The organism is Nonomuraea composti (assembly GCF_012034275.1).
In the GTDB taxonomy this organism is placed as follows: Bacteria; Actinomycetota; Actinomycetes; order Streptosporangiales; family Streptosporangiaceae; genus Nonomuraea; species Nonomuraea composti.
Genome location: NZ_JAATEP010000010.1, coordinates 163,427 through 190,333, shown reverse-complemented (window position 1 = coordinate 190,333; position 26,907 = coordinate 163,427). Strand labels below are relative to the sequence as shown.

Here is a 26,907-nt window from a genome sequence, read left to right as displayed (position 1 = left end):
TGTGGCGGGGAGGCTGGCGGGCGCGGGGGCTCGCGGTCAGCCGATGTGTTTGCGGGCGAACTCGAGCTGCAGCGCCGTCTGCGCGATCCGCTCGGCCACCACCAGGGAGCCGCGGATGGCGTCGTAGGTGTAGACCTCGTGGTGGCGGCCGTGCTCTTCGAGCTTGGTGACGTACTTCTCGATCTGCCGCAGCGGGCACCGGGTGTCGTTCTCGGCCGCGAGGATCAGCAGCGGGCTCTTGACCTGGTCGACGTAGGTGATGGGGGAGCTGGCCGCGTACCGCTCCGGCTGCTCCTCGGGCGAGCCGCCGAGCAGCGCGCGGTGGAAGGCGCGCAGGCTCTCCGCCTCGTCCTCGTACGACGTCTGGTGGCAGGCGATCGGCACCGCGGCGATGCCGCACGCCCAGAGGTCGGGCTGGGTACCGAGGCCGAGCAGCGTCAGGTAGCCGCCCCACGCCGTGCCGGCCAGCAGGGTCCGGCCGGGGTCGGCGATGCCGTGGTCGACCACCCACTGCCGCACGGCCGCGACGTCGGCCAGCTCGATGTGCCCGACGTCGCCGTGCAGCGCGTCGCGCCAGGCGGAGCCGTAACCGGTCGAGCCCCGGTAGTTGACGCGGACGACGGCGAACCCGGCGTCCACCCAGGCCGCCACGGTCGGCGAGAACGCGTCGCGGTCGTGCGCCGTCGGGCCGCCGTGCAGCAGGAAGACCGTCGGGTAGGGTGCCTGGCCGGTCTCCGGCCTGGAGACCAGCGCGTGGATGCGGCCGCCCTCGCCCTCCACGTCGATGTCCTCGACCGGGACGCTCGGCGGCGCCGGCGGGCCGATGGGGTTGACGACGACCTGGCCGTTGCTGGAGCGCACGATAGGCGGGCGGGAGGCGCTGGACCAGGAGTACTCGACGTGGCCGCCGGGCCTGGGCCGGGCCTCGTCGATCACCCCGTGCGGCGTCTCGATGGGCGTCAGGCCGCCGCCGCGCAGGTCGTAGCGGTGCAGGTGGCTGCGGGCGCGGTCGTCGCGCAGGATGAGCAGGCCGCGGCCGTCGTCGTACCACTCGGCGTGCAGGTCTCCGGGGTCGCGCAGCCAGATCTCGCGCTGCTCGCCCGTCACCGGGTCCCAGACCAGCGGTTCGTCGCGGCTGCGGCGCTCGTGCAGGGCCAGCAGGCGGCGGTCGCCGACGATGGGGGCGAAGCTGAGGCCGACCACGCCCCTGCCGGGGCCGTCGTGCAGCTCGCCGACCACGTGGCCGTTCTGGCGGACGACGCGCAGCGCCGGGTGCCGGAAGTCGCCGTACTCGCCGTGGTTGATGGCGATGAGGGAGCCGTCGAGCGACATGGCGGCCACCCAGGCGGCCTCGGTGTGCTCGTACAGGGTCTCGGTGGGCTGGCCCTCGCGGACGAGGTGGACGCGGAAGGTGCCCTCGCCGGCCAGGCTGATCGCGGCGACGCCGGTGGTGGACAGCGCGATGCCGCCGGGCTGGCCGGGCGGCAGGTCGGGCGCGACCGGCTGGCCGGGGCCGCCGGTGAACGGCCGGCGCCACCACTGGCCGTACTCGTCGCCGTCGGTGTCGGCGAACCAGTAGATCCACTGTCCGGTGGGGTCGATCGCCGCGTACGCGGTGCCTTTGGGCTGGTCGGTGACCTGTCGGGTGGCGCCGGTCACGCGGTCCCAGGCGTAGACCTCCCACTTGCCCGTGGCGTTGGAGCGGTAGATGGCGCGGTTCGGGGCCTGGCGGGCCCAGGACGGCAGCGTCATGCGCGACGCGCGGAACCTGGCCTGCCAGCGTTCCTCCGCCTTCATCCGGCGCGCCCCCTCCCGTTGATGTCCCGTGCCTCAGGGCTCGGGATGCCGTCCAGTATTGCGCCTGTGCCGGGGAAATTCTCCGAGAATGTGGGGGAATTTCGGACTAAATGCCCCATCAGTAACACCAGTCGCACATGCCCGTCAAGGAACAGGTCTTGAACGGGGTGCCGGCTCGTAGATAGACAGATGAAACGCGGCGCGCGTTACTACTTTTTGCTGTCTTTTCGCGACATTTCGGGAGACAACTGCGGCGATCCGCTCGCCGAGCGTGTCCGCCTGGTGATGCCACGCGCTCGGGCCCATGCCGACGACCTGGGCGATGTCGTCGTGCCCCAGCTCCATCTCGAACGCGACCGTGCGCCGCCCGGTCTCGGCGAACCCCTCCAGGCTGCGCGCCACCCTGCGCTCTTTCTCCTCATCGACGGAGAGCAGCCCCAGCTCCTCGACGAGCGGGCTGAGATGCTCGGGAGCCGGGGTGACGACCACCGCCGCGCCTCCCGGCCGCAGCACGCGCCGGAACTCGGGCCCGTTCCTGGGCGCGAAGACGTCGATCACCACATCGGCCACCCCGCTCCTGATCGGAAGCGGGCGCCACACGTCGGCCACGAACGCCCCTGCCCTGGGATGCACCCGCGCCGCCCGGCGTACAGCGTGCTTCGACACATCGAACGCCATCCCGATGCCATCGTCCACCGCGTTGAGCACGGCCGCCAGGTAGTGCCCGGTGCCCGCGCCCGCATCGACGATCACCGGCGCGGCCCTGCCCGCCGCGCGGTGGTCCTCGACCTTGCCCGGCTCCCGCTCACCGCCCGCGGGCGGCGTGCCGGAACCGGCCTCCACTTCCGTCTCACGGTACGCCCTCAACTCCGCGTCGTCATGCGTTTCGGTAGAGGACTCATGTTTTCCTGGAACGTTCTCAGATGTCACGTATGCCCGTACGGTTTCCGCCAGTGCGTCCGTCAGCGGGGCGTAGTGCCCTTTGTCGAGGAAGGCCGCCCGCGCGGCCACCATCTCGGCGGTGTCGGCAGTGCCCGGCTGCCCGGAGCCGGTGAGCAGGCTCACGTAACCCTGCTTGGCGACGTCGAAGGTGTGACCGGCGGCGCAGCGCACGGCCGGCCCGGCCAGGCGCAGCTCGGCGCGGCACACGGGGCAGATCAGATAGTCGACGATGTCAGCCAGCATGCGGCCATTGTGCTGTACGAGCCGCGGGACGCCGCTCACGCGGCCTTGGCCGTCTCCATGAGGAAGGCGGCGTTGGAGGAGGTCGAGCGGAGCCTGTCGATGAGGGCCTGGAGGGCCTGCTGCCGGTCCAGCCCCGCCAGCGAGCGGCGCAGCCGCCAGACGATCTCGCGCTCCGACGGGTGCATCAGCAGCTCCTCGCGCCGAGTGCCGGAGGCGTCGAGGTCCACGGCGGGGAAGAGGCGGCGCTCGGCCAGCTCGCGGACGAGGTGCAGCTCCATGTTGCCCGTCCCCTTGAACTCCTCGTACAGGTTGTTGTCCATCCGCGACCCCGTGTCCACGAGGGCGGTGGCGAGGATGGTCAGCGAGCCGCCGTTCTCGACGTTGCGGGCGGCGCCGAAGAAGCGCTTGGGCGGGTAGAGGGCGCGGGCGTCGATGCCGCCCGTCAGGACGCGCCCGCCGCCGGGCGCGACGTTGTTGTAGGCCCGCCCGAGCCGGGTCAGCGAGTCGAGCAGCACGATCACGTCGCGGCCCGACTCGACGAGGCGCTTGGCGCGCTCGATGGCGAGCTCGGCGAGTGCGGTGTGGTCGCGGTCGGGGTGGTCGAAGGTCGAGGCGTAGATCTCGCTGGCGATGCCGGCCCGCATCTCGGTGACCTCCTCGGGCCGCTCGCCCACGAGCAGGACCATGAGGTGCGCCTCGGGGTGGTTGCGGGAGATCCCGGCGGCCAGCGCCTGCAGCACCATGGTCTTGCCGGCCTTGGGCGGCGCCACGATGAGGCCGCGCTGCCCCTTGCCGATGGGTGCGAACAGGTCGATGACCCGGGTGGTGAGCGACGGCGTCTCGACGCTGAGCCGCTCGTCCGGATGGATGGGGGTGAGCTGGTCGAACTGCGGGCGGTCGAGCCACGAGGCGGCGCCGTTGACCGATTCGACCTTGAGGAGTTTGTTGCCGTCGAAGGCCGCGACGACGTGGTCGCCGGGGCGCAGGTCCCACTGGCGGACCTTCTCGGGGGTGACGCGTACGTCGCCCGGCCCCGGCAGGTGATCCGCCCGGATGAACGCGGACTTGTCGCGTACGTCCAGGAGTCCCTCCACGTGGCGGACCGGCGCGGCGGCACGCTGCTCTGGAATGGTGTGCACAGACATGATGAGCCCCTTTGGGGGAGATGCGCCGGGGCACTCGGACGAGGACCGGCGGGTGATGAAGGAAAGCAGGCCGGGCGCCCTGCGAACAGGAGGGCCGGAGCCGGCTTGGAAGATCAAGCGGAGCTGGAGCTCGACGCTTGGTGGCAAGATACCACACCGTCCAGTCCATGCAACGCCTAGCCCTCTTGGGCTATTCCTGGACGGTTATCGGAGCTTCTCCCGCGAATCCGGGGCGCCAGGCATGACAATGTTCTTCTCGGCGATGCGCAGCGAGGAAAATTACCGCGCCTGGTGTGCCGAGCAGCACAGAGCCCCCGTCGACGCAGCGTCATCGTGTCAAGTGGCATGCAGGGTCCCTGCAACTCGATGAGGGTTCCATAGGGACGAAACAGAAAAATCTCCTTGGGGGAGCACCATCATGAAGACCGCCAACTGCCCGCGGTGCCACCACGAGCTGGACGAAGGCCCCATCATGTACCGGTGCGCGAACTGCCGCCGCGCCGTTTACGCCGCCGACGTCGAGAACGAGTACGTTCCGGCCCAGCCCGTCGCCGCCTAACCTGGCGGGATGCCGCATCAACCGCTGACCGTGTCCGGCATCGAGGTGACACCCCTCTGCGACGCCGTGGGCCCCATGGGGGCGGCGATCCGCCGCCCGCTGAGTGAGATGTTCGCCGGCTCCGGCCTGCCCGACGACCCGTGGGTCCTGCACTTCCACTGCTTCCTGATCCGCGACGCGGCCGACCGGCTGACGCTGGTCGACACCGGCATCGGCGGCACGGACTCACCCGCGTCCACCTGGGCGCCGGTGCCCGGCACGCTGGCCGGCGAGCTGGCCGCCGCGGGCGTCGCGCCCGCCGACATCGGCACCGTCATCCTCACGCACCTGCACAGCGACCACGCCTCGGGCGCGGTCGCCGGCGGCCGCCCGGCGTTCGAGAACGCCCGGTACGTCGTGCAGAAGGCGGATCTCGACGCCGCCAGGGGGCCGGTGCTCGACGACGTCGTCACCGTCATCAAGGGGCAGCTCCACGTCGTCGAGGGCGACGCCGAGGTGACGCCCGGCGTGCGCGTGCGGCACACCCCCGGGCACACGCCCGGCCACCAGATCGCCAGGGCCGGCGAGCTGGCCATGACCGGCGACCTGGTCCTGCACCCCGTGCAGCTCGACGACCCGACCGTGCCCTACGTCTACGACGACGACCAGGACGCCGCCGTGCGCAGCAGGACCGAGGTCCTGGCCGCGCTGCGGGCCGAGCGGGCGATCCTGGCCACCGGGCACTTCAGCGAGCCGTTCCTGCGCCTGTGACCGCGGGCCCTGGTCGCCGTCCTAGCCGGCCGGCGCGGGCCCTGGCCGCGACGTCCTACCGGCCGGCCAGCGCGGGCTGGTCGGCGAGCAGGGACGCGGGCAGGGCCACCATCGCGGTCAGGCCGCCGTAGGGCGAGGGCACCAGGGCGACCTTGATGCCGTGCCTGGCCGCGAGCCTCGCGACCACGAACAGGCCGAGCCGGTCGCTCTGCGCCAGGTCGAACTCGGGGGCGGTGGTCAACCGGTCGTTCAGCTCGTCGAGCTCGGTGCGCGGCAGGCCGAGGCCGCGGTCCTCCACCTCCACGACGAGGCCGTGCGGGGTGACGGAGCTGCGCACGTCCACCCTGGTCTGCGGGGGCGAGAAGAGGGTGGCGTTCTCGATCAGCTCGGCCATCAGATGGGCCACGTCGGTGACCGCCGAGCCGAGCAGCGCCACGGACGGCGGCTGCATGATCTCCACCCGCTCGTACTCCTCGACCTCGGCCACGGCGGCGCGCAGCACGTCGAGGATCGGCACCGGATTGCGCCAGCCGCGCCCGGGCGCCTGGTCCGACAGGATGATGAGGCTCTCCGCGTGCCTGCGCATGCGCGTGGTGAGGTGGTCGAGCTTGAACAGGTCGGCCAGCACCTCCGGCGCCTCCGTGGCCCGCTCCATGCTGTCGAGCTGCAGGAGCTGGCGGTGCAGCAGCGACTGGTTGCGCCTGGCCAGGTTCACGAAGACCTGGCTGACGCCGTGGCGCAGCCTGGCCTGGTCGACGGCGGCCTCGATGGCGGTCGACTGCACGTCGTTGAAGGCGCGCACGATGTCGGCCACCTCGGAGGTGTTCGCCTTGACCTCCAGCGGCGCCATCTCGGCCGACGTCGGCGGCGCGGTGTTGGTGCGCAGCCGCTTGACCAGCCCGGCCAGCCGCACCTCGGCCAGCTCGGTGGCGGCGTCACGCAGCGCGGCCAGCTCCCGCACCAGCCGCGTGCGGAAGCGCAGCGAGAGCAGGATCGAGGCGATGACCGCGACGAGGCCCACGCCGCCCGCCACGCCGATCTTGACGAGCATGCCGATGGCGGTCGGGGTCACCCGGTTCACGATGCCCTGATTGGTCTTGGCCTGGGCGCGCTCGACGGCGTTCCACAGGTTCTGGGCGTCGATGGGCCAGGTGGCGGCGCTCGCGGGCAGCCCGTTGACGGCCGCCTGGCCCTTGATGACGTCCTCGGCCTTCAGGAACTCCTCGTAGACGGGCGAGCCGGCCAGCTTCCCGTACGGGCCGCGCAGGCTGCCGTCGAGATGTGAGAGCGCCTGGGAGAACAGCAGCCGCCTGGTCGCCACCATGCCGGTGAACGACTCCCGCTCCCGCGCCTCGACCCGGCCCCTGGCCAGCACGATCGCGACCACGGCCCGCTCCCTGGAGAGCACCTCCTTGGCCTCGCCGAGCATGGTCACGGCGCGGGCCTGCTGGTAGAGCGCCATGTCGGGGACCAGGATCATGGCGTCGTACATGCGGAAGGAGGCGTCGGCGATCTGGCTGTAGCCGTCGATGACGTCGAGCGGTGCCGCGAGCGTGCCGTCCACCTCCTTGCGGACGTCGGCGAGCTGGTCGAGCTTGACGTTGAGCGCGTTGAGCTGGGTGCGCATCTCCGGCGTCAGGTCGCGCAGGCTCGCGGCCGACGAGCGGAAGGTCTTCACGGCGCGGTCGGTGCGCCCGCGCCGCTCGGCCATGATGTCGGCGCCCTGCCCGGTCACCAGGAACTCGACGGAGGCCAGCCGCTCGTCCTGCAGCGCGATGTTGACGGCCTCGGACGGCAGGGCAAAGTTGGTCGCCAGGTCGTTGATCGAGAGCAGGCGCATGCCGGCGCCACCGGTCAGGCCGGCGGCGAACGCCCACAGGCCCACCAGGGAGAGCAGCGGGACCAGCAGGAGGATGAGGAGTTTCAGCGCGATGGGGCGGCCACGCGTGGGGGGCATGCGACCTCCGGGTGCATGATGAGATCGCCTCGCAGATTACACCCCCCTTTGGAAGGATTTCTGTGCGTCTTCCGCGTTCTTTTTCCGGCTGGACCATCGCGGTCTTCGGCTTCCTCGCCTTCGCGCTCGGCCTGCTCGGGCTGATCTCGCCCGGCACGCTGCTGGGCATGCTGGGATTCGAGGTGCTGGACGTGCGGCCGGCCGGGGATTACACGCTGGTCTATATGGCCGCCAGCTCCATGGCGGCCGTGAACATGGGCGTCTACTACCTGTTCGCCGCCTCGCACGACTACACCCCGTTCTTCCGCTGGACCGTGCCGTTCCGGCTCGTGACGTTCGCGGTCTTCACGACGCTGGTGCTGACGGGGGCGGCCCCGGGCAAGTTCTTCGGCGTCGGGCTCTGGGAGGGGCTGGGGGCGGTGATCACCGGATTCGCGCTCTGGCGCGAGGGCAAGCTGGTGCCCTCGCGCCAGAGCGCGGAAGTGGCCTGACCCGGCCCCTTTCGGGACTCAGCGGCGGTGGTCGGCGCGGGCCACGAGCCGGTCGTCGGCGGGCACGGGGGCGTGCTCGCGCTCGGCCTTCACGTGCTCGCGCTCGGCCTTCGCGCTTTCGCGCTCGGCCTTGGTGTGCTCGCGCTCCAGCTTGCGCTGCAGGTCGCGCTTCTCGTCCTCCAGCTGGGCCACCCGGCTGGAGGCCTCCGCCCTGGCACTGCGCAGCCGGCGACGCTGCCTGGCGGTCCTGCGGGAACCCGAGCCCAGCAGCCAGAGCCCCAGCAGCAGGACGGCCGCGGCGGCCGCACCGGCGAGGAACATCTCGACGTGGTTGAGCTCGAAGGTGTAGCCGAACAGGATGTACCTGGTGCTCTCCTCGGTGAGCACCAAGGCGAACGCAGCGCCGGCGAGCAGGATCAGGAGCAGTCCTATGACGATCATCCAACTCACCCCTTGTCGTAAGAGGCGTTTCTCCTGCCCGTAGATCGGCGGGGTATGCGCGATGATGACGTCCATGAGACCCGAGCCGGGCCAGGTCCTGCACTTCTCCGAAGACCCGACGATCGAGCGCTTCGTGCCGCACGTGGCGGTGACGAGCTCGCGCAGCGAGCCGTACGTGTGGGCGGTCGGCTACGACCGCTGCCCCGACTACTGGTTCCCGAGAGCCTGCCCGCGCGCGATGGCGTGGGTCGGGCCGCGCACCGACGAGGCGGACACGGCCCGGATCATCGGCGCGGGCTGCGGTCAGCGGGTGCACGCCATCGAGTACTGCTGGGTGAAGGCGCTCATGGAGGTGCGCCTGTTCGCCTACCGGCTGCCGGCCGACCGCTTCGCGCCCATCGGGGAGCCGCCGCACGCGGTGGTCTGCAAGGAGACCGTGAAGCCGCTGGGGCCGCCGGAGCCGGTGGGCGACCTGTTCGAGCTGCACGAGGAGGCGGGCATCCAGCTCAGGGTGCTGGACAACCTGTGGCCGTTCTGGAACGAGGTGACGGCCAGCAGCCTCGAGTTCAGCGGGATCCGGCTGCGGAACGCGCGTCGATGAGCGCCGTCAGCGTCTCGGGCGGCATCGAGCCGGGCGGCTGCTTCTCGCGGGCGAACCGGTTGGCCTCGCGCCGCAGCGTCTCGTTGACCGGGGTGGCCAGGCCGTGCTCGCGGCCCAGCAGGACGATCTCGCCGTTGAGGTAGTCGGCCTCGATCGAGCCGCTGGCCCTGGCCAGGCTCTGCCACGACGATCCGCCGCCGCGGCTGACGCCCTCGATGGGACGCGCGTCGACCTTGTGCCCGCGGACCTCGGCCTCCTCCTGCGGAGTGGCGTACGCGATGCCGGCGTGCGCCAGCACGGCCCTGGCCTCGGCCCTGGCGCGCTCGACCACCTCGGTCAGGGCGGGCACGTGGCCGAGCAGCGCCTCGGCGGCGTTGCCCAGGTTGCTGAGGAGCTTGGCGTACTTCCAGCGCATGACGTCGGGCACGGCGCGGCCGACGAGGCCGTGCTTGCTCAGGTCGCCGGCGATCTTCGCGGCGAGGCCGTCGTCGTCCACAGCCTGTGGGTAACGGCCGACGTGCAGCATGCCCGAGTAGGGGTGGCCGTGGGCGGCGATGACGCCGGGCTGGGGGATCTGTGCCGGCAACCACACGCACATGCCGTAGACGCGCTCGAACCGCCGCAGGACCATGCGCTCGTTGGCCACGCCGTTCTGGGCGCATACCACGGGCAGGTCGGCCGGCCAGGGAGCCAGCGCGGCGATCGTGTCCTGGGACTTGGTCGCCAGGATGAGCACGTCGTCATCGCGCGTGGGCACGGGGCCGTCGGCGGAGGGGATGTCGAGGGTCTCGGAGCCTTCGGGGGTGATCAGTCGCAGGCCGTCTCGCCGGAGAGCCTCGTAGTGGGCTCCTCTCGTGATGAGGAGGACCTCGTGCCCGCCCTGAAACAGGCGGGCGCCGATGGTTCCGCCGACTGCCCCTGCTCCGATCACTATGTAGCGCATTGTTCGAGAATGTCACTCCCTACTTGGCCAGCGCCACTTGGGCGGACTGCGCCGGGGAGACGGCCGCGCCGCGGGAGCGCTCGCGCCAGATGGTCTTGAGCACCCGCCAGCCGTCGCGCACCGCGTTCAGGTTGCTGACGCCGTGGATGCGGGAGCGCTCGTGGCTGGGGACCTCGCGGATGATGAGGCCGGCCTGGGCGGCGCGCACGTTCATCAGCGTCTCGATCTCGAAGCCGTCGCAGTCGAGGCCGAGAGCGTCGAGGTGGCGGGCCCAGAAGGCGTTGTAGCCGTAGCAGAGGTCGGTGTAGCGGGTGCCGTAGAGGAAGTTGGTGAGCCCCGTCAGGACCTTGTTGCCGAGCGAGCGGATCGGACTGAGGTCGTCCGAGCCGCCACCAGGGGCGTACCGGGAGCCCTTGGCGAAGTCGGCGCCGTTCATGAGCGTGGCGACGAAGGAGCGGATCTCCCGGCCGTCGGTGGATCCGTCGGCGTCGATCATGACGATGATGTCGCCCTGGGCGGCCTGGAAGCCCTCGATGAGGGCGTTGCCCTTGCCGCGCCGGCTCTGCACGACGACCCGCAGGTCGGGGCGCAGCCTACGCGCGACGGCGATGGTGTCGTCGGTCGAGTTGCCGTCGACGAGGATGACCTCGTCGATCCAGTCGGGCAGCGTCGCGAAGACGTGGGGAAGGTTCTCGGCCTCGTTCATCGCGGGAACGATGACGCTGACACTGGCGGCGAAAGGCTGCTTGTTCATGTCACCAAGGTTCGCCGCCCGCACATGCAGCCCGCTTAACAGTGCCTTGCATAGATCATGCGTATGACGAAAACTCAGGTGATTTGGGCCTCCCCCGCTCTGGCGAGGATCTCGTCCACGGTGTCCGGGACGCTCTGGCGGGTGGTGTCGAGCCAGAGCCCGAGGCGCGGTGTCTCCTGCCGCAGCGCGGCGTCTAGCTGGGCAATCGTCCATCCTCCGCCGTAGCCGGTCTTGGGGCGGGCCGCCTCGCGGCGCTCGACCTCGGCGGGGTCGGGGGCCAGGACGATCACGTGCAAGGGACGGGTGGCGACCAGCTTCGTGAACAACTCCAAATCCCCACCGAGAATGACATCCTGAACAATTGGCGTGAATCCGGCGTCAAAATATAGATCTGCTGTTTTGGCTGCGATTCGGTAACGAAGATGGAGCTGCCGTACCGCCTCCGCGGACAATTCCGGCGTCATCTCGGCGCGCCCGCCGACCACCATCCGGCGGAACGCGTCGCCGCGCACGTGGGCCGAGCGGGGCAGCCGCTCGGCCAGCGCCTGCGCCACCGTCGACTTGCCCGACGCGGAGATGCCCGTGATCAGGACCGCGCCGCTCAGCCCGCTCACGCGCCCACCAGCTTGCGCACCCGGTCGGCGCCCACGGCCATCAGCAGGGTCGGCAGCCTCGGGCCCGTGTCGCGGCCGACGAGCAGGCGGTAGAGCAGGGTGAAGAAGGCCCGCTGCGCCGTCTTCAGCTCAGGCGTGGCCGGGGCGTCGGCCGGCAGGCCCGCCTGGAGCTTGGGCACGCCGTACACGAGCGCGGTCAGCCCCTCCAGCGTCCAGTCGTCGAGGCCGTCGGCCAGCAGCCGCAGCCCCTCGCGCTCGGCCTGGCCGAGCGAGCCGAGCAGCTCCTGGTCCGGCGACTCCCGCACGCGGGTGCGCTGGTCGGCGGGCAGGTGCAGCTCCACCCAGCGCCGCGCGCGGTCGAGGCGGGGCCGCACCTCGTCGAGCGTCTCGACGCCGTCGAGGTCGCGCAGGATGCGTAGGGTCTGCTCGGCGTGCCCGGTCGTGATGTCGGCGACGGAGGCCAGCGTGCGGTAGGCGACCGGGTGCGGCGTGACCGGCAGCGGGCCCGCCGCCGTGGACACCGCGCGGCGGTGCGCGGCCAGCTCGGCCGGCTGGGCCTGCCCGGCCGCGACCTTGCGTCCCAGGGAGTCCCACTCGTCGTAGAGGCGCTGGATCTCGTGGTCGAAGGCGATCTTGAAGGACTGGGCCGGCTTGCGGCGCGCGTACAGCCAGCGCAGCAGCGGCGCCTCCATGATCTCCAGCGCGTCGGACGGGGTCGGCACGCCGCCCTTGGAGCTGCTCATCTTGGCCATGCCGGTGATGCCGACGAACGCGTACATGGGGCCGATCGGCTGCTGACCGCCGAACACCTCGCCGACGAGCTGCCCGCCCACGATCCACGCCGACCCCGGAGAGTGGTGGTCGACCCCGGACGGCTCGAAGACCACCCCCTCGTACGCCCAGCGCATCGGCCAGTCGACCTTCCACACCAGCTTGCCCCGGTCGTGCTCGGCCAGGCGCACGGTCTCGCCGAAGCCGCACTCGCAGGTGTAGGCCAGCTCGGTCGTCTCGTCGTCGTAGTTCGTGACCGTGGTCAGGTCGCGCTCGCACAGGTCGCAGTACGGCTTGTACGGGAAGTACGCGCCGCGCGCCCCGCCCTCTTCGGCCCCGTCGCCCTGCTTCGAGCGGTAGCGCGACAGCACCGCGTCGATCGTGGCCCGCGCGCGCACCGCCGTCAGGATCTGCTCGCGGTAGACGCCCGAGGTGTACTGGGCGGTCTGGCTGATCGCGTGGTACTCCACGCCTAGCTCCGCCAGCGCGGTGACCAGGGGGGCCTTGAAGTGCTCGGCCCAGTTGGCGTACCGGCTGCCGGGCGGGGCGGGCACCGAGGTCAGTGGCTTGCCGATGTGCTCGGCCCACGACGGGTCGATGCCCGCGGGCACCCTGCGGAAGCGGTCGTAGTCGTCCCACGAGATCAGGTGCACGCACTCCAGGCCGCGCCGCCTGATCTCGTCGGCGACCAGGTGAGGTGTCATCACCTCGCGCAGGTTGCCCAGGTGGATCGGGCCCGACGGGCTCAGCCCTGAGGCGCAGACGATCGCTTTACCCGGGGCGCGTCGCTCCGCCTCGGAGATCACCTCGTCCGCGAACCTGGAGACCCAGTCGGTCTCGGCACTGTCAGCCATCGCGCCATTCTTGCGGGTCCGCCCGGTTCAGGCCAACGCGTTGCCGGACGCCGGCATCGGGGGCGGCTCGGGTCAGGCGGCTCCGGTCAGGCGGCGCGGGTGCGGTTCTGGCGGCCGAGCGCGGCCAGGATGGCGGGCGGGTCGATGATGCCGAAGCCGTAGTCGTGGTCGAAGCCGACCGTGCTGCGGTCGTCAGCGGTGCGGTGCAGCAGCGTACGGAGCTGCGCGGGCGACAGCTCGGCCGCGGAGCGCTGCGTGCGCACGGCGGCCACCACGCCGGCGGCCACGGGGCAGGCGGCGGAGGTGCCGGTGTCGGCGGCGCCGACCGCCTCGGAGCCGGCGAAGTGCGTGTAGGCGCACAGGTCGGGCTTGCGCTCCGACAGCCGCCCCGGCCCCTGCGAGGAGTAGCCGACGCGCTGGCCGCGCGTGTCCACGCCGCCGACGGACAGCACCTGCGGGTGGGAGTTGGCGCCCGCGATCGTCCGGTCGGGGAAGCCGCAGCGCCGGTCGGGGCACTCGCGCCCGCAGTTGCCCGCCGAGAACAGGATGTCGGCGCCGGCGCCCTCCAGGCTGCCGACGATCACGTTGAACGGGTGCGCCGGGTTGTCGGAGTAGTTGCCGGGGTGGCCGGGCGGGAAGTCCATGTCGGGGGAGAACAGGCCCCAGCTGTTGGAGACGACCAGGGACCGGGAGTCGGCGGGCATGGCCTCCAGCACGGTGGCCAGGTGGGAGTAGGCGGCCACCGCGTCCGACAGCAGGCCGTCGGCGGTCGGGCCCGGCTTGCGGCTGAGCAGGACCGGGATGTCGAGCAGGGTGGCCTTGGGTGCGGCGATCAGCGTGTCGAAGGCGCACATGGAGCCGTGCTGCACCGGGTAGCGGCCGGGTGTCTTGTCCACCCCGGGCGGGCTCCAGCTCCGGTCGGCGTCGATGGTCACGTCGTGGCCGATGCGGGCGGCGACGTGGTCGGCGTTGATGCCGGTGTCGACCACCGCGATGGCCACGCCCTCGCCGTCGTGGCCGGCCGACCAGAGGTCGTAGGCGTGCAGCAGCCGCCTGACCTCCTCCCAGTCGCCCACCGGGCCGCTGTCGCCGCAGGTCGGGTGCGAGTGGATGGCCGGGTCGGCGAACACGCCCGCCACCTCGCGCACCGAGGAGGACAGCAGCGCCGCCCGGGTGCTCAGCTCGGCGTCGGAGATCTCGCCGCGCACGAGCACCGAGGCGTCCTCGGGCGCCATCGAGAACCGCACCCGCTGGTGCGGGGAGAGCGGGGCGCCGTCGGCGGAGACCGGCCTGGGCACGGCCACCGGGGTGAACGCCGAGTCGAGGAGGACTCCGGGGAGGTCGGCGACGACGTCGGAGACCGCGCTGCGGACGCCGGGGTCGATCACCGACGCGACGACGTCGGGGGCCGGGCGGAGCTGGATCAGGACGCGCATGGGATCCCCTTGGGAGTGCTGTTACGGAATGATTACTCACCGTAATAGTGCCCCGCCCGGCAGGTGGTGACTCCTTTGTGTAAGGATGTTGTAACTTTCCGTACCCGGACTAGTCGAGGGTCGCCTCGTACGGGTCCCAGTCCGCGGGCAGCGGCTCCGGCGCCGCCACCGTCGAGCCGACCGTCCTGAACTGCGCCAGCTCGCCCGACTCGGTGATGGCCGACATCAGCTCCAGCACGTGGTAGGCCAGCTCGCCCGACGCCCGGTGCGGCGTGCCGGCGCGGATCGACCTGGCCATGTCCAGGACGCCGATGCCGCGCCCCGCCGTCGTGCCCGCGACCGGCAGCTCCCGCCAGTCGAGGTCGGCGGGCCCGCGGGCCAGCAGCGGGCCGTCGAACGTGTTGGGGTCCGGCAGCGACAGCGCGCCCTCGGTGCCGATGATCTCGATCATCCGCCGGTTCACGGCCGAGTCGAAGCTGAAGGTCGCCGTCGCCGTGGCCGAGCCGGGGAAGTCCAGCAGGGCGTTGACGTGGGTGGGCACCTCCACCGGGAACGCGGTGCCCGCCTTCGGCCCCGAGCCGATGACGCGCTGCTCGCGCGCCCTGCGCGTCCCCGCCGCCACCCGGGTCACGGGGCCGAGCAGGGACACCAGGGCGGTCAGGTAGTAGGGGCCCAGGTCGAACAGCGGGCCGCCGCCCCGGGCGTACAGGAACTCCGGGCTGGGATGCCAGGACTCCGGGCCGAGGCTCTGCGTGGCGGCCGTGACGGCGACCGGCTCGCCGATCGTGCCCGCGCGCAGGGCGTGCACGGCGGACTGCAGCCCGGCGCCGAGGAAGGTGTCGGGGGCGCCGCCCACCCGCAGCCCCCGGCTCTGGGCCTCGGCCATGACCTTGGCGGCCTCGTCCAGGTCCATGGTCAGGGGCTTCTCCCCGTACACGTGCTTGCCGGCGCGCAGCGACTCCAGCGCGACGGACGCGTGCGCGGCCGGGATCGTGAGGTTGACCACGAGCTCGACCTCCGCCAGGGAGAGCACGGCGCCGAGCGTGCCGGACACCCGGACGTCGTGCTCCCTGGCCACGGCGGCGGCCCGGTCGGTGTCGAGGTCCGCGACGGCGACCACGCGCACGTCGGGGAACGCGTTGAGGTTGCGGAGGTACTGGCCGCTGATGACTCCGGCGCCGACGATGGCGACGCCGACCGGGCCGTTGCTCAAGAGCTCTCCAGGGAGGTGAGGTAGGCGTGGCTGTCCGCGAGCGCGGTGAAGACGTCCGTCGCGCACTCGTCGAGCTCGACGATGCGCCACGCGCCGGGCGCGGCGCCGAGGATCGCGGGCACGGGCATGACACCCGCGCCCACCGCGACGTGCGGCTCGCCCTTGATCCCCGGGCCGTCCTTGACGTGCAGCGCCTCGATCCGCTCCGACAGGCGGCCGAGCAGGGCGGGCACGTCGGCGCCGCCCACGGCCGCCCAATAGGTGTCGATCTCCAGGAACACCTCGGGCGCGAGCAGGTCGGCCAGCACCTCGATGGCGTGCCGGCCGTCCACCCGCGGCTCGATCTCCCACCAGTGGTTGTGGTAGCCGATCCGCATCCCGTGCCCCGCGGCCTGCTCGGCCAGGCCGTTGAGCAGGTCGGCGGTGCGCGCGAGACCGTCGCGGGTGGTGAACTCCTCCTCGGCGACGCCGCCGGGGATGATCACCTTGTCGGTGCCGACCGTGGCGATCGCGTCGAAGACCTTCGCGGGCTCCTGGCTGAGCAGCGCGTACGCGTGCGTGCTCGACACCGTGAGCCCGAGGTCGTCGGCCACCCGGCGGAAGCCCTCGGGGTCGGTCGTGGGGTCGTAGGGCTCGACGGCCCGGTATCCGATCTCCGCGATCCGCCGCAGCACGGCGTCGCGGTCGGCGGCCAACTCGTCCCTGACGGTGTAGAGCTGGACACTGATCGGTCGGGTCATCCGCGTACCCCCATGAGGTGCTCGAGGGCGAGCTGGTTGAGGCGGGTGAAGTGGAAGCCGCGGGCGGCGGCGGCCTCGACGTCGAAGTCGTCCTTGGCCAGGTCCTGCCACGTCTCGCCGGCGGCGAGCGTGGGCTGGGCCAGCTCGTCCACGCGGGAGGCGCGCAGGGCCTCCTGCACCTCGGGGTCGGCGCGGAAGACGCGCGACTTCTCCTTGAGGATCAGGTACGTGCGCATGTTCGCCGCGGCCGAGTCCCACACGTCCTGCGGGTCGTCGGTGCGCAGCGGCTTGTAGTCGAAGACGAGCGGGCCGTCGTAGCCGTGCGTCTCCAGCAGGTCGACCAGGAAGAACGCGCTCTTCAGGTCACCGTGGCCGAAGATGAGGTCCTGGTCGTACTTGGGGCCGTGCTGGCCGTTGAGGTCGATGTGGAAGAGCTTGCCGTGCCAGAGGGCCTGGGCGATGCCGTGCACGAAGTTCAGGCCCGCCATCTGCTCGTGGCCGACCTCGGGGTTGACGCCCACCATCTCGGGGTGCTCCAGCTCGTTGATCAGGGCCAGGGCGTGGCCGATCGTGGGCAGGAGGATGTCGCCGCGCGGCTCGTTCGGCTTGGGCTCGATGGCGAAGCGGATGTCGTAGCCCTTGTCGATGACGTACTGGCAGATGACGTCGAGGGCCTCCTTGTAGCGGCCCATCGCGGCCTTGACGTCCTTGGCGGCGTCGGACTCGGAGCCCTCGCGCCCGCCCCAGCACACGTACGTCTTCGCGCCGAGCGAGGCGGCGAGGTCGAGGTTGCGCATGACCTTGCGCAGGGCGTAGCGGCGCACGTCGCGGTCGTTGCTGGTGAAGGCGCCGTCCTTGAACACCGGGTGGGTGAACAGGTTCGTGGTGGCCGCGGGGACCTTCATGCCGGTCTGGTCGAGGGCCTTCTTGAAGGCGGCGATGGCCTTGTCGCGGTCGGGCTCGACGGCGAGCAGGTCGTCGTCGTGGAAGCTGACGCCGTGGGCGCCCAGCTCGGCCAGGCGGTGCACGGTCTCGACCGGGTCGAGCGCGGGGCGGGAGGCGTCGCCGAACGGGTCGCGGGCCTGCCAGCCCACGGTCCAGAGGCCGAAGGTGAAGCGGTCGTCCGGGGTCGGGGTGAAGTTGGTCATTGGTGTCCTTTGCGGGCTTTAGTCCATAATCTGTATTAATCCTGAGGAGGTGGGCATGGTGTCGTCAAGAGGGGTCCGGCATGATTCCATGCGCGCCCGTAACCTGTCCGTAGTGCTGGCGACCATTCACCGGTCAGGACCTGCCACCCGCGCGGCCCTCGCCGAGCGGACCGGGCTCACCAAGACCACCGTATCCAGCCTGGTCGCGGACCTGCTGGAGGCGGGCGTGGTGGCCGAAGGCGGCGTCGTGCGGGGCGGCGAGCGGGGGCGGCCCGGCGTGGCGGTCGCGCTGAGCGGGCACCGGGTGGCCGCGCTGGGGTTGGAGATCAACATCGACTACCTGGCGGCGTGCGTGGTGGACCTCACGCGTACCGTGCGGCTGCGGCGCGTCCGGCCGGCCGACAACCGCAACTCCGACCCCCGCGAGATCCTCGAAGGGCTGCGCGGGCTGGTCAAGGAGATCACCGCCGAGGCCGAGCAGGCCGGGCTGCGCGTCATCGGCGCCGCGCTCGCCGTGCCCGGCACCGTCGAGGACGGCGTGCTGCGCAGCGCCCCGCACCTCGGCTGGCGCGACATCCGCGTGGCGAACCTGGTGGACCTGCCCTTCGAGGTGGACAACGAGGCCAACCTGGCCGCGCTCGGCGAGCTGTGGTTCGGCGCGCGCGAGCCCGACTTCCTCTACGTCTCCGGCGAGATCGGCATCGGCGCCGGCCTCGTGGTGCGCGGCGACCTGTTCAGGGGCACGTTCGGGCTGGCCGGCGAGCTCGGGCACGTCGTCGTCGTGCCCGACGGGCCCACGTGCCGGTGCGGCGGGCGGGGCTGCCTGGAGGTGTACGCCGGCCAGGACGCGCTGCTCGGCGACCTCGCCTCGGTCGGCGACCTGGTCGCGCGGCTGGAGTCGGGCGAGCGGCGGGCGCAGGAGGCGTGCGAGCGGGCCGGGCACGCGCTCGGCGTGGCGCTCACCTCGGCCGTGCACCTGCTCGACCCCGGCCGGATCGTGCTCGGAGGGATCTTCGCGCCGCTGTTCCGCTGGCTGGAGCGGCCGGTGAGCGAAGGGCTGCGCGGCAGGCTGGGGCAGATGCGGGGCGCGCCGCCCGCGCTCGTGGTCTCGGGGACGGGCGGCGACGCGGCCGTGCTCGGGGCGGCCGGGCTCATCATCCAGCAGATCCTGGCCGAGCCGGCGAAGATGCTTGGGCTCTGATTTCCTACTATGTCGGCATGTTGATCGAGGAGCGGCCCGCCGCGGACACCGAGCTCGCCGCACTGCTCGACGCGGCCTTCGCCGAGCTCGTCGCCCGCTACGGGCCCGAAGGGCGCTCGCAGGTGAAGGAGGGCGCCAGGTTCCTGGTCGCCTCCATCGACGGCCAGGCCGTCGGCTGCGGCGCCGTCCAACCCATGGACGCCGTCACCGGAGAGCTCAAACGCATGTACGTCGTGCCCGGCCGGCGCGGGCGCGGCATCGCCACCGCGCTCCTGGCGGCCCTGGAGGACCTGGCCAGGAGCCTCGGCTACGAGCGGCTGCGGCTGGCGACCGGGCTGCGCCAGCCCGAGGCCATCGCCCTGTACGAGCGGTGCGCGTACACGCTGACCGAGCCGTACGGCAGGTATGTGGACGCCCCGCTGACCCGCTGCTACGCGAAGACGCTGGCTACGGCTTAGTACTAAGGGTGAACACCTTGACGTTCGGGACGGCGGGGCTGGTGAACGAGACCGCCTCCCTGCCCGGGTCGGCCGGCACCGAGACCCGCCAGATGCTCACCTTGCGACCGTCGGCGGTGCCGTTGACGTTGTAGCGGGTGTCCGCCGTGATCGCCGCCTGCTCGCCGAAGCGCGGCGCCCCGGCCGCCCAGTCGGTCACCTTGAGCGGGGCCGTGGAGGTCGTCCCGTCCGCGTAGGTGATCGTCAGCTCCGTCTGCTGGTCGCCGTTCACCGCCGTGACCAGCAGGTCCAGCGCCTGGTAGCGGCCCGGCGTGAGGTAGGTGCGCTGGCCGCGCAGGCTGTGGAAGTTGCCCGCCGTGCCCTTCGTGTCGGGGATCACGTGACCCTCGTACGGGCCGGGCGCCGGGAGCTGCTCCGCGGGGAAGCTCCAGCCCTTGCCGTCCAGGTTGCCCTGCGCCTTGGCGTCGGCGGTGGCCACGCCGTCCACGTCGTACTGGAGCTTCTGGGCGCAGGCGCCGCCGGTCGGCTCGCACGCCTCCGGCAGGTTCGGGATCGGGGTCTGCGCGGCGGGCACGTGGTCCACGGGCAGGTCGGCCTCGGCGGTGGCCCACTGCCGGTTCGCGGTGGCGCCGACGTCGACGACGACCTCGCCGCCCCGGTCGACCAGCGACTCCGGCAGCCACGACCTGGTGTACCTCCGGCCGTCGACCTTCACGTCCTGGACGTAGATCGCGCCGGGGGCGGCCTGCGGGGCCGTCACCGTGATCGTGCGGCCGTTGCCGCGCTTGATCCACGCCTTCGGGAACATCGGGCTCGACAGCAGCAGCTCGGCGCGGCTCGGCGTCTGCGGGTACAGGCCGAGCGCGGCGAAGACGTACCAGGCGGACATCGTGCCGAGGTCGTCGTTGCCCGGCAGGCCGCTCGGGCCGGTCCTGTAGACCAGCGACGCCATCGCGCGGACCGTTTCCTGCGTCTTCCACGGCCGGCCCAGCGCGTTGTAGAGCCACGGGACGTGGATGCCCGGCTCGTTCGTCGGGTCGTAGCGAAAGCCGTCGCCGCCCGTCGCCCACGAGCCGTCGGGCCGGTGGAAGAACGCGTCCAGCCGCTCGGCCGCGCGGTCCTTGCCGCCCATGGCGGCGGCCAGGCCCGACACGTCGTGCTGGACCATCCACGTGTACGTGGCGCTCGTGCCCTGCGCGAAACCCGCGTCCGAGGTCGGCGAGAACGGCCACAGCCAGCTCCCGTCCGCCTTGCGGGCCTGCTGGTAACCGCCCTCCGCGCCGGCGGACGGGTTGAACGTGTTGCGCCACCAGCTCGCCCGCGGCAGCAACTGGGCGCGCTCCTTGTCACGCCCGATGCGGCCGGCCCAGTCGGCCAGCGCGAAGTCGGCCGTCGCGTCCTCCAGCGTCTCGGCGGCGCCGCCCCAGCAGTGGCAGGTGTCCTGAGGGGCGTACCGGAGGCGCAGGTACTCGGCCAGGTTCGGGCGCTGGCCCTCGCACTGCCCCGGGCAGCCCTTGTCGGACAGACCCGACTCGTGCGGCACCGTCGCCTGCCGGTAGAGCGAGTCGAACGCGCCGCGCACGTCGAAGTTGCGCACCCCGAACGCGTAGAAGCCGGCCAGCGCCGGGGCCGACGGGTCGCCGGTCATGACGTGGGTGGGGCCGTTCACGTGCACCCAGCGGTCCCAGACGCCGCCGTTCTGCCGGGCCAGGTTGTACAACGACTGTGCGTAGTCGCCGGCGACCTCGGGCTCCAGCAGGGCCAGGAGCTGGGTGTGGGCGCGGTACTGGTCCCAGCCGGAGAAGTTGCCGTACTGGACCTTCTGCCCCCTCGCCAGCCGGTGCACCTTCCGGTCGCTGCCCAGGTAGGTGCCCGCCACGTCGCTGGTGACGTTCGGCTGCAGGTAGGCGTGGTACATCGCGGTGTAGAACGTGGTGAGCTCATCGGCCGAGCCGCCCGCCACCTCGATCGAGCGCAGCGCCTCGTTCCAGGCGCGGCGGGCATCGGCGGCCACCGACGCCACGTCCGCGCGGCGCGACAGCTCCTTCGCCAGGTTCTGCCTGGCCGCGTCCAGGCTCGTGTAGGAGATGCCGACCTTCATCCGGACGTCGGCGTCCGTCGTGGTGTCGAAGCTGACGTACCCGCCGGAGCCCCTGCCCGCCCGGTCGGCGCCCGTGGCGTAACCCTCGCCGCCGGAGGCCGCGGTCGTCCCCTTGCGCAGCTCGCCGTCCACCCACGTGCCCGTGCCCGAGAAGGCCCGGTCGAACGTGGCGGCGAAGTGCAGCCGGTAGTAGCTCTTGCGGTTGTTCACGCCGCCGTTCGCGCGCCGGCCGCAGAACGCGCCCGTCAGCACCGAGCCGGTCACCGTACGGGTCGCGGGGTCGATCGTGATCTCGGCGTCCTCGCTGCCGTTCAGCGAGTTCGACACGCGGAAGAGCAGATGGGCCTGCTTGCCCTGCGGGAACGTGAACTCGCCCACCCCCGCCCGGGTCGTCACCGACAGGTCGGCCTTGACGCCGGAGTCGAGCGTCACCGTGTAGCGGCCCGGCTCCGCGCGCTCCTTGTCGTGGCTGAACGTGCTCGCGTAGACCGCGTCGGTGGTGTCGGCGGTCGGGGAGGAGACGACCTCGCCCGCGAACGGCATGATCGGCACGTCCCCGGCGGCACCCGGATGGCAGCCCGCGCCGTTGACGTGCGTGAGCGCGAAACCGCGCACGCGCGGCGTGTTGTAGGAGTAGCCGTTGGCGCCGGCGGCGTTCGTCTGGTCGCCCGCCGTGTTGGTGGGGCTCCAGGAGATCATCCCGAACGGCAGGACGGCGCCCGGATAGGTGTTGCCGCCTCCGGCCGAGCCGATCAGCGGATCGACGTACGCGACCGGATCCTTGACCTTGGCGGGGACGAGCGTGCTTGTGGCGGCCGTTGCCGGGACGGCGACGACGGTGCCGACCAACGCACCGGTGATCGCCGCGGCGAGCCACGAACGGGGAGAGAACACGTCAGGATCACACTGCCTTCCCTTGTCCAGGCCATGAACGCATCCGTAAGCCGAGAAAAACCTCCGGCGGGAGGTCGAGAACGTCGCCCCGGCTCCGACCAGTGGGTGCTCATCTCGTACAAGGAGGAGGACATCGTGAAGTACATGGTCATCATCTACGGCAACGCCGAGCTCTGGGAGTAAAGGACGATCCCGAAGGCTACGTCCGAACGATCATGGCCAGGCAGCACGTGAGCTGGTGGCGCGGGCGGCGGCGCGGGCGAGCCTCGTGGCCACGCTTTCCGAGCCGCCGGGGCTGGTGGCGGCCGATGGTGAGTGGGTCGCGTGGGTGGGCGAGCGGGAGGTCGGGTTCGTGCCCTTGCGTGGGGGCGCGAAGCCCGTGCGGCAGGGGCCGGTCGAGGGTGAGCTCGTCGATCGGATCCAGGTCGCCGGCGATCAGGTGGTGTGGTCCGCGCCGGTCGGCGGGGTGTGGCGGCTCGACCTGCCGGCCGGGATGATCGAGCAGATCGCCGGGTCGGACGGGCTGCAGCTCGTCTCCTGGCCGTGGGCGATCGACGAGCCGCTCGACCTTCGCGGCAACCCCACCAGGCTGGTCAACCTGGCGACCGGCCGGACCGTGCCCATCAAGCCGGCGCGCGGGGTCGAAGGGCTGCGGTGCGGGCCCACGTGGTGCTCCGGGGTCAGGGACGGGAATGCCTTGGTGCAGCGGACGGACGGCAGCCGGGTGCGGGTGCGGCGGGGGTTGTCCGGGCAGGTGGGGGCCGCTCCGTACCGGGATCGCTTCTTCGTGGGGTCGGAGGTGTACGACGCCGAGGCTGATGAGCTGGTGCCGATCGAGCCGCCCGACGGGGAGTGGTCCGGGACGCCGGGGGTGATCTCGTGGAAGGCTCGGGACGGCGGGGTGCGGGTGCTGAACCTGGCGGCCGTGCCACCCGCTAGGTAGCGGGCCGGGGACGCGGATCATGGTGTCCGCATGCGGTGGATGGCGGAGGCCATGATGACCGCAATGCGGTAGGCGAAGCCATGGTGACCGATTCGGCCACGGAGATGGCCCACGGGGCGTCGTAACGGTGGCGCGCCACTGAAGGGGTCAGCAGGCGTCTCCCTGGAAGGTCGTCAGCCAGGTGCGGCGGGTGGGGCAACCCCGCTTGCCGTAACGAAATCAGGGGGTTTCCGCGTAGGAGAGGACGTGCTCGCGCAGCAGGACGCCAGCCCCCGGATCGTCGCGTTCGAAGGCGGCGAGGAGGTGCGCGTGGTCGGCGGCGTTCTCCAGAGCGTGCGTTCTGAACAGGCGGATCGACAGGTGCGTCCACACCTCGATGCCCAGTGACTCCCACACCGACAGCAGCACCTCGTTCCCGGCCGCTCTGACGATCTCGCGGTGGAAGGCGACGCCGTGGCGGACCTGGTCGGCGACGGGGCCGGCGGCGTGCATGCGGGTGAGGTGGGTGCGCAGGGCGGCGATGGGCGGGCGGCGCAGGCGGACGGCGGTCTCCTCCAGGCCGGCCCGGACCACGTAGACCTCGCGCAGGTCCGCCTGGGTGAGTTCGCGCACGCGCGCGCCCTTGTTGGGGGAGAACTCGATGAGGCGCAGCGCCGCGAGCTCGCGCAGCGCCTCGCGGACCGGGGCCTGGCTGACGCCGGCTTCGGCGGCGAGCTGGCGCTCGACGACGCGGTCGCCGGGCCCCCAGCGGCCGCTGATGAGGCCGTCGAGGAGGGTTCGGCGGATCTGGTCGCGGAGCGGCGAGCGGACGACGGGTTTCACGCCATCAGACTACAGATGTCGGATGATCGATCATAGGGTGTTTAATGGAAGCATGGAGAAGGATCTGGATCCGCAGGAGACCGCCGAATGGCTTGAGTCGCTGGAGGCGGTGCGCCGCGCGGCCGGCCCCGAACGGGCCGACTACCTGCTGAGAAGGCTCGCCACGAGCAGCCGGCCCGTCAACACGGTGCCGACCTCCGAGGAGCCGCCCTACCCGGGCGACCTGGCGCTGGAGGAGCGTATCTCGGCCTACGACCGCTGGAACGCGGCCGTCATGATCACCCGGGGCAGCAAGCACGGCCTGGGCGGCCACCTGGCCACCTACGCCTCGGCCGCCTGGCTGTACGAGGTCGGCTTCAACCACTTCTTCGACGGCGAGCACGACCAGATCTACTTCCAGGGCCACGCCTCGCCCGGCATCTACGCCCGCGCGTTCCTGGAGGGCCGGCTGAGCGAGGAGCAGCTCGACCTGTTCAGGCGCGAGCCGGAGGGCGGGCTGCCGTCGTACCCGCATCCGCGCTCGATGCCGGACTTCTGGCAGTTCCCCACGGTGTCCATGGGGTTGGGGCCGCTGAACGCGATCTACCAGGCGCGGTTCAACCGCTACCTGCACCATCGCGGCATCAAGGACACCTCGCGCAGCCACGTGTGGGCCTTCCTCGGCGACGGCGAGATGGACGAGCCCGAGTCCACCGCCGCCCTCACGCTGGCCGCGCGCGAGGGGCTCGACAACCTCACGTTCGTGATCAACTGCAACCTGCAGCGGCTCGACGGGCCGGTGCGCGGCAACACGAGCGTCGTCCAGGAGCTGGAGGGCGTGTTCAGGGGCGCGGGCTGGCACGTCGTCAAGGCGTTGTGGGGCCACGAGTGGGACGGGCTGCTCGACTCCGACGAGCTGGTGGCCAGGCTGGGGGAGGTGCCCGACGGGCAGTTCCAGACGTTCGCGGCCTCGTCCGGCGACTACATCAGGAAGCACCTGTTCCAGGGGCTGGACGTCCCCTACTCCGACGAGGACCTGCGGCGCATCGTCGGCGGTTCGCGGGCGGGCCACGAGCCGCGCAAGGTGTACGCCGCCTACCGCCGCGCGCTCGACAACCGGGGCGCGCCCACCGTCGTCCTCGTGCAGACCGTCAAGGGCTGGATGCTCGGCTCCGGCATCGAGGCCCGCAACGCCAACCACCAGATGAAGAAGCTCACCCAGGACGAGTTCCGCGTCCTGCGCGACCGGCTGCGGCTGCCGGTGCCGGACGAGGCGCTCGAAGGCGAGCTGCCGCCGTACGCGCACCCCGGCCCCGACTCCCCCGAGGCCAGGTATGCGGCCGAGCGGCGCCGCGCCCTCGGCGGCGCCGTCCCGCGCCGCACGGTCGTGCCCCGGCCGCTGCCCGAGCCGGGCGAGCGGGCCTTCCGCGCGCTGGAGAAGGGCTCGACGCAGCCGGTCGCCACCACGATGGCGCTGGTCCGCCTCGTCAAGGACCTGATGAAGGAGCCGGAGACCGGCCGCCGGTGGGTGCCGATCGTGCCCGACGAGGCCAGGACGTTCGGCATGGAGTCGCTGTTCCCCACCGCCAAGATCTACTCGCCGCTGGGGCAGCGCTACGAGTCGGTCGACAGGGAGCTGCTGCTGGCCTACAAGGAGGCCACCGACGGGCAGCTGCTGATCGAGGGCATCACCGAGGCGGGGTCGATGGCGTCGTTCGCCGCCGCCGCGTCCAGCTACGCCACCCACGGCGAGCCCATGATCCCGTTCTACATCTTCTACGCGATGTTCGGCTTCCAGCGCACCGGCGACCAGATGTGGGCGCTGGCCGACCAGCTCGGGCGCGGCTTCCTCGTCGGCGCCACCGCCGGCCGCACCACGATGACCGGCGAGGGGCTCCAGCACGCCGACGGCCACTCCCAGCTCCTCGCCTCCGCGAACCCGGCCTGCGTCGCCTACGACCCCGCCTTCGCGTACGAGGTGGGCACCATCGTTCGCGACGGCCTCAGGCGCATGTACGGCCCGTCCCCCGAGGACGTGTTCTACTACCTGACCGTCTACAACGAGCCGATGCCCCAGCCCGCCATGCCGGAGGGCGTGGAGGAGGGCATCCTGCGCGGCATCTACCGCTACGCGGAGGGCGGCGGCCAGGCCCACCTGCTGGCCAGCGGCACCGCCATCCACTGGGCGCTGGCCGCGCAGAAGCTGCTCCAGGAGGACTACGGCCTGGGCGTCGACGTCTGGTCCGTCACGTCGTGGAGCGAGCTGCGCCGCGACGCCATGACCTCCTCGGGCGTGCCGTACCTGCGGCAGGCCCTGGCCGGGGCGCGGGGCCCGGTGATCGCGGTCAGCGACTGGATGCGGGCGGTCCCCGACCAGATCCGGCCGTGGATCGACCAGCCGTGGACGTCGCTCGGCACCGACGGGTTCGGCCTGTCGGGCACGCGCGAGTCCGTACGCAGGCACTTCGGGGTCGATCCGCGCTCGATCGCCGACGCCGTGTTCAAGGCCGTGGAGGAGCAGTCCCGGTCGTGACCGTCCTGTGCAGGTAGAGGTCGCGCAAGAGGCACACCTCTGACAGGTGGTGGATCAGCTCCCGGTTGATGTGCAGCACGAGCGCCGCCATCGGGTACTCGGCGTACGGGCCTTCCGCCTCGCCACAGGGGCGGGAGAGCCCGTCCTCGCCGAGCGACTCGACCCCGGCCAGCCAGGTGGCGTACTCGGCGTCGAGCTGGGCCAGCGCCTCGTCCGCCGTGGCCGCGTACTCGAAGGAGTGGTAGTCGGCGGGCTTGCCGCCGAAGTGGGAGGCGTTGCGGGCGGCGAGCACGCCGACGATCACGTGCCCGAGCCGCCAGGAGATGGTGGTGAACGGCGCCGGGTCGGGCGGCGGGATCTCGAAGTCGATCGTCATCGCGCCCGATCCGCCCTGCACGGGCGCGGTGCCGGTGCCGCGCGGGCGCACGTTCCAGCTTCCGGGGGCCGGCTCCCAGAAGTACTCGTCGTCGGTGAGGCCCGCCAGGCGGGGGCGGAGCTGGTTCGTCCAGTGCCAGTCGATCTGCTCGCGGAGCAGCGCGTTCCAGGTCATGGGCCCAGCCTGCCGCCAATACCGGAC

General features: G+C 71.7%; 24 protein-coding genes and 2 pseudogenes. 9 read left to right on the top strand and 17 right to left on the bottom strand.

All coding sequences use genetic code 11. The annotated features are described in order from the left end of the window. Nucleotides 1-36: 36 nt before the first annotated feature. The 4 genes and pseudogenes from HCN51_RS16860 to rho form a co-directional block, all read right to left on the bottom strand. A complete protein-coding gene (locus HCN51_RS16860; RefSeq protein WP_168010546.1) occupies nt 37-1,797 on the bottom strand; it encodes a prolyl oligopeptidase family serine peptidase in 1,761 nt (586 codons plus the stop codon). 281 nt (nt 1,798-2,078) lie between these two features. Further along, nucleotides 2,079-2,823, bottom strand: a pseudogene (locus HCN51_RS16855) (methyltransferase domain-containing protein); the annotation flags it as partial. Between the two features lie 39 nt (nt 2,824-2,862). Further along, nucleotides 2,863-2,982: pseudogene (locus HCN51_RS62980) on the bottom strand (putative RNA methyltransferase); the annotation flags it as partial. A 35-nt stretch (nt 2,983-3,017) separates the two neighbouring features. Then, the gene (rho, locus tag HCN51_RS16850; RefSeq protein WP_168010545.1) at nt 3,018-4,127 is read right to left on the bottom strand and encodes a transcription termination factor Rho; all 1,110 of its coding nucleotides are present in this window, start codon (nt 4,125-4,127) and stop codon (nt 3,018-3,020) included. A 418-nt stretch (nt 4,128-4,545) separates the two neighbouring features. On the opposite strand from rho, the gene HCN51_RS16845 reads away from it, so the two are divergent. Together HCN51_RS16845 and HCN51_RS16840 are read left to right on the top strand one after the other, a co-directional pair. Then, nucleotides 4,546-4,686 (top strand): hypothetical protein, encoded by a 141-nt coding sequence (locus HCN51_RS16845; RefSeq protein ID WP_168010544.1) that lies wholly within the window; start codon nt 4,546-4,548, stop codon nt 4,684-4,686. A gap of 9 nt (nt 4,687-4,695) precedes the next feature. Then, nucleotides 4,696-5,436: an MBL fold metallo-hydrolase gene (locus tag HCN51_RS16840; protein ID WP_240972902.1), complete on the top strand. Its 741-nt coding sequence runs from the start codon at nt 4,696-4,698 to the stop codon at nt 5,434-5,436. 55 nt (nt 5,437-5,491) lie between these two features. Here HCN51_RS16840 and HCN51_RS16835 read toward each other — a convergent pair whose 3' ends face one another. Continuing rightward, nucleotides 5,492-7,393, bottom strand: coding sequence for a sensor histidine kinase (locus tag HCN51_RS16835; RefSeq protein ID WP_168010543.1), 1,902 nt, complete (start codon nt 7,391-7,393; stop codon nt 5,492-5,494). A 62-nt stretch (nt 7,394-7,455) separates the two neighbouring features. On the opposite strand from HCN51_RS16835, the gene HCN51_RS16830 reads away from it, so the two are divergent. Beyond that, entirely contained in the window at nt 7,456-7,884 is a 429-nt protein-coding gene (locus HCN51_RS16830; RefSeq protein ID WP_346433677.1) for a hypothetical protein, read from the top strand. An 18-nt stretch (nt 7,885-7,902) separates the two neighbouring features. On the opposite strand, the gene HCN51_RS16825 is transcribed toward HCN51_RS16830, so the two are convergent. Continuing rightward, complete coding sequence (locus HCN51_RS16825) at nt 7,903-8,325, bottom strand: hypothetical protein (RefSeq protein ID WP_168010542.1); 423 nt, start codon at nt 8,323-8,325, stop codon at nt 7,903-7,905. Nucleotides 8,326-8,398: 73 nt separating this feature from the next. Here HCN51_RS16825 and HCN51_RS16820 point away from each other — a divergent pair, with 73 nt between their 5' ends. Continuing rightward, entirely contained in the window at nt 8,399-8,926 is a 528-nt protein-coding gene (locus tag HCN51_RS16820; RefSeq protein ID WP_168010541.1) for a DUF6886 family protein, read from the top strand. Here the strand turns inward: HCN51_RS16820 and HCN51_RS16815 are convergent. The 8 genes from HCN51_RS16815 to xylA form a co-directional block, all read right to left on the bottom strand. Beyond that, nucleotides 8,892-9,869 (bottom strand): ketopantoate reductase family protein, encoded by a 978-nt coding sequence (locus HCN51_RS16815; protein WP_168010540.1) that lies wholly within the window; start codon nt 9,867-9,869, stop codon nt 8,892-8,894. The genes HCN51_RS16820 and HCN51_RS16815 overlap by 35 nt on opposite strands. 19 nt (nt 9,870-9,888) lie before the next feature. Further along, nucleotides 9,889-10,623 (bottom strand): glycosyltransferase family 2 protein, encoded by a 735-nt coding sequence (locus HCN51_RS16810; RefSeq protein WP_168010539.1) that lies wholly within the window; start codon nt 10,621-10,623, stop codon nt 9,889-9,891. Nucleotides 10,624-10,697: 74 nt separating this feature from the next. Next, nucleotides 10,698-11,237: an AAA family ATPase gene (locus HCN51_RS16805; RefSeq protein WP_346433676.1), complete on the bottom strand. Its 540-nt coding sequence runs from the start codon at nt 11,235-11,237 to the stop codon at nt 10,698-10,700. Next, nucleotides 11,234-12,862: a lysine--tRNA ligase gene (gene lysS / locus HCN51_RS16800; protein ID WP_168010538.1), complete on the bottom strand. Its 1,629-nt coding sequence runs from the start codon at nt 12,860-12,862 to the stop codon at nt 11,234-11,236. The genes HCN51_RS16805 and lysS overlap by 4 nt, the downstream gene beginning before the upstream one ends. An 86-nt stretch (nt 12,863-12,948) precedes the next feature. Further along, on the bottom strand, nt 12,949-14,298 hold the full coding sequence (locus tag HCN51_RS16795; RefSeq protein WP_168010537.1) for a S8 family serine peptidase: 1,350 nt from the start codon (nt 14,296-14,298) through the stop codon (nt 12,949-12,951). A gap of 109 nt (nt 14,299-14,407) precedes the next feature. Then, the gene (locus HCN51_RS16790; protein ID WP_168010536.1) at nt 14,408-15,511 is read right to left on the bottom strand and encodes a Gfo/Idh/MocA family protein; all 1,104 of its coding nucleotides are present in this window, start codon (nt 15,509-15,511) and stop codon (nt 14,408-14,410) included. Then, the gene (locus HCN51_RS16785; protein ID WP_168010535.1) at nt 15,508-16,251 is read right to left on the bottom strand and encodes a sugar phosphate isomerase/epimerase family protein; all 744 of its coding nucleotides are present in this window, start codon (nt 16,249-16,251) and stop codon (nt 15,508-15,510) included. Before HCN51_RS16785 ends, HCN51_RS16790 begins: the two co-directional genes overlap by 4 nt. Next, nucleotides 16,248-17,399, bottom strand: coding sequence for a xylose isomerase (gene xylA / locus HCN51_RS16780; RefSeq protein WP_168010534.1), 1,152 nt, complete (start codon nt 17,397-17,399; stop codon nt 16,248-16,250). The genes HCN51_RS16785 and xylA overlap by 4 nt, the downstream gene beginning before the upstream one ends. A gap of 112 nt (nt 17,400-17,511) precedes the next feature. On the opposite strand from xylA, the gene HCN51_RS16775 reads away from it, so the two are divergent. Both HCN51_RS16775 and HCN51_RS16770 read left to right on the top strand, forming a co-directional pair. After that, nucleotides 17,512-18,600 (top strand): ROK family protein, encoded by a 1,089-nt coding sequence (locus tag HCN51_RS16775; protein ID WP_346433675.1) that lies wholly within the window; start codon nt 17,512-17,514, stop codon nt 18,598-18,600. A 17-nt stretch (nt 18,601-18,617) separates the two neighbouring features. Then, entirely contained in the window at nt 18,618-19,058 is a 441-nt protein-coding gene (locus HCN51_RS16770; protein WP_168010532.1) for a GNAT family N-acetyltransferase, read from the top strand. Here the strand turns inward: HCN51_RS16770 and HCN51_RS16765 are convergent. Next, nucleotides 19,048-22,053 (bottom strand): GH92 family glycosyl hydrolase, encoded by a 3,006-nt coding sequence (locus tag HCN51_RS16765; RefSeq protein ID WP_346433674.1) that lies wholly within the window; start codon nt 22,051-22,053, stop codon nt 19,048-19,050. The genes HCN51_RS16770 and HCN51_RS16765 overlap by 11 nt on opposite strands. Before the next feature lie 33 nt (nt 22,054-22,086). Between HCN51_RS16765 and HCN51_RS16760 the strand changes: the two genes are divergently transcribed. Continuing rightward, complete coding sequence (locus tag HCN51_RS16760; RefSeq protein WP_168010531.1) at nt 22,087-22,236, top strand: hypothetical protein; 150 nt, start codon at nt 22,087-22,089, stop codon at nt 22,234-22,236. An 85-nt stretch (nt 22,237-22,321) separates the two neighbouring features. Then, on the top strand, nt 22,322-22,996 hold the full coding sequence (locus HCN51_RS16755) for a hypothetical protein (RefSeq protein WP_168010530.1): 675 nt from the start codon (nt 22,322-22,324) through the stop codon (nt 22,994-22,996). 219 nt (nt 22,997-23,215) lie between these two features. Here the strand turns inward: HCN51_RS16755 and HCN51_RS16750 are convergent, their stop codons facing one another. Continuing rightward, nucleotides 23,216-23,818, bottom strand: coding sequence for a GntR family transcriptional regulator (locus HCN51_RS16750; protein WP_168010529.1), 603 nt, complete (start codon nt 23,816-23,818; stop codon nt 23,216-23,218). A 52-nt stretch (nt 23,819-23,870) separates the two neighbouring features. On the opposite strand from HCN51_RS16750, the gene aceE reads away from it, so the two are divergent. Next, nucleotides 23,871-26,330: a pyruvate dehydrogenase (acetyl-transferring), homodimeric type gene (gene aceE, locus HCN51_RS16745; protein WP_168010528.1), complete on the top strand. Its 2,460-nt coding sequence runs from the start codon at nt 23,871-23,873 to the stop codon at nt 26,328-26,330. Here aceE and HCN51_RS16740 read toward each other — a convergent pair. Further along, entirely contained in the window at nt 26,299-26,880 is a 582-nt protein-coding gene (locus tag HCN51_RS16740; RefSeq protein WP_168010527.1) for a DinB family protein, read from the bottom strand. The two genes, aceE and HCN51_RS16740, sit on opposite strands and share 32 nt — an antisense overlap. Between the last annotated feature and the right edge of the window lie 27 nt (nt 26,881-26,907).

Bases quoted from the DNA above. Each gene is read 5' to 3' on its own strand.
- HCN51_RS16760 (WP_168010531.1), top strand. From the start codon at position 22,087: ATGAACGCATCCGTAAGCCGAGAAAAACCTCCGGCGGGAGGTCGAGAA.
- aceE (WP_168010528.1), top strand. From the start codon at position 23,871: ATGGAGAAGGATCTGGATCCGCAGGAGACCGCCGAATGGCTTGAGTCG.
- HCN51_RS16810 (WP_168010539.1), bottom strand. From the start codon at position 10,623: ATGAACAAGCAGCCTTTCGCCGCCAGTGTCAGCGTCATCGTTCCCGCG.
- HCN51_RS16845 (WP_168010544.1), top strand. From the start codon at position 4,546: ATGAAGACCGCCAACTGCCCGCGGTGCCACCACGAGCTGGACGAAGGC.
- HCN51_RS16825 (WP_168010542.1), bottom strand. From the start codon at position 8,325: ATGATCGTCATAGGACTGCTCCTGATCCTGCTCGCCGGCGCTGCGTTC.
- HCN51_RS16835 (WP_168010543.1), bottom strand. From the start codon at position 7,393: ATGCCCCCCACGCGTGGCCGCCCCATCGCGCTGAAACTCCTCATCCTC.
- HCN51_RS16840 (WP_240972902.1), top strand. From the start codon at position 4,696: ATGCCGCATCAACCGCTGACCGTGTCCGGCATCGAGGTGACACCCCTC.
- HCN51_RS16740 (WP_168010527.1), bottom strand. From the start codon at position 26,880: ATGACCTGGAACGCGCTGCTCCGCGAGCAGATCGACTGGCACTGGACG.
- HCN51_RS16820 (WP_168010541.1), top strand. From the start codon at position 8,399: ATGAGACCCGAGCCGGGCCAGGTCCTGCACTTCTCCGAAGACCCGACG.
- HCN51_RS16860 (WP_168010546.1), bottom strand. From the start codon at position 1,797: ATGAAGGCGGAGGAACGCTGGCAGGCCAGGTTCCGCGCGTCGCGCATG.
- HCN51_RS16770 (WP_168010532.1), top strand. From the start codon at position 18,618: ATGTTGATCGAGGAGCGGCCCGCCGCGGACACCGAGCTCGCCGCACTG.
- HCN51_RS16795 (WP_168010537.1), bottom strand. From the start codon at position 14,298: ATGCGCGTCCTGATCCAGCTCCGCCCGGCCCCCGACGTCGTCGCGTCG.
- lysS (WP_168010538.1), bottom strand. From the start codon at position 12,862: ATGGCTGACAGTGCCGAGACCGACTGGGTCTCCAGGTTCGCGGACGAG.
- rho (WP_168010545.1), bottom strand. From the start codon at position 4,127: ATGTCTGTGCACACCATTCCAGAGCAGCGTGCCGCCGCGCCGGTCCGC.
- xylA (WP_168010534.1), bottom strand. From the start codon at position 17,399: ATGACCAACTTCACCCCGACCCCGGACGACCGCTTCACCTTCGGCCTC.
- HCN51_RS16785 (WP_168010535.1), bottom strand. From the start codon at position 16,251: ATGACCCGACCGATCAGTGTCCAGCTCTACACCGTCAGGGACGAGTTG.
- HCN51_RS16815 (WP_168010540.1), bottom strand. From the start codon at position 9,869: ATGCGCTACATAGTGATCGGAGCAGGGGCAGTCGGCGGAACCATCGGC.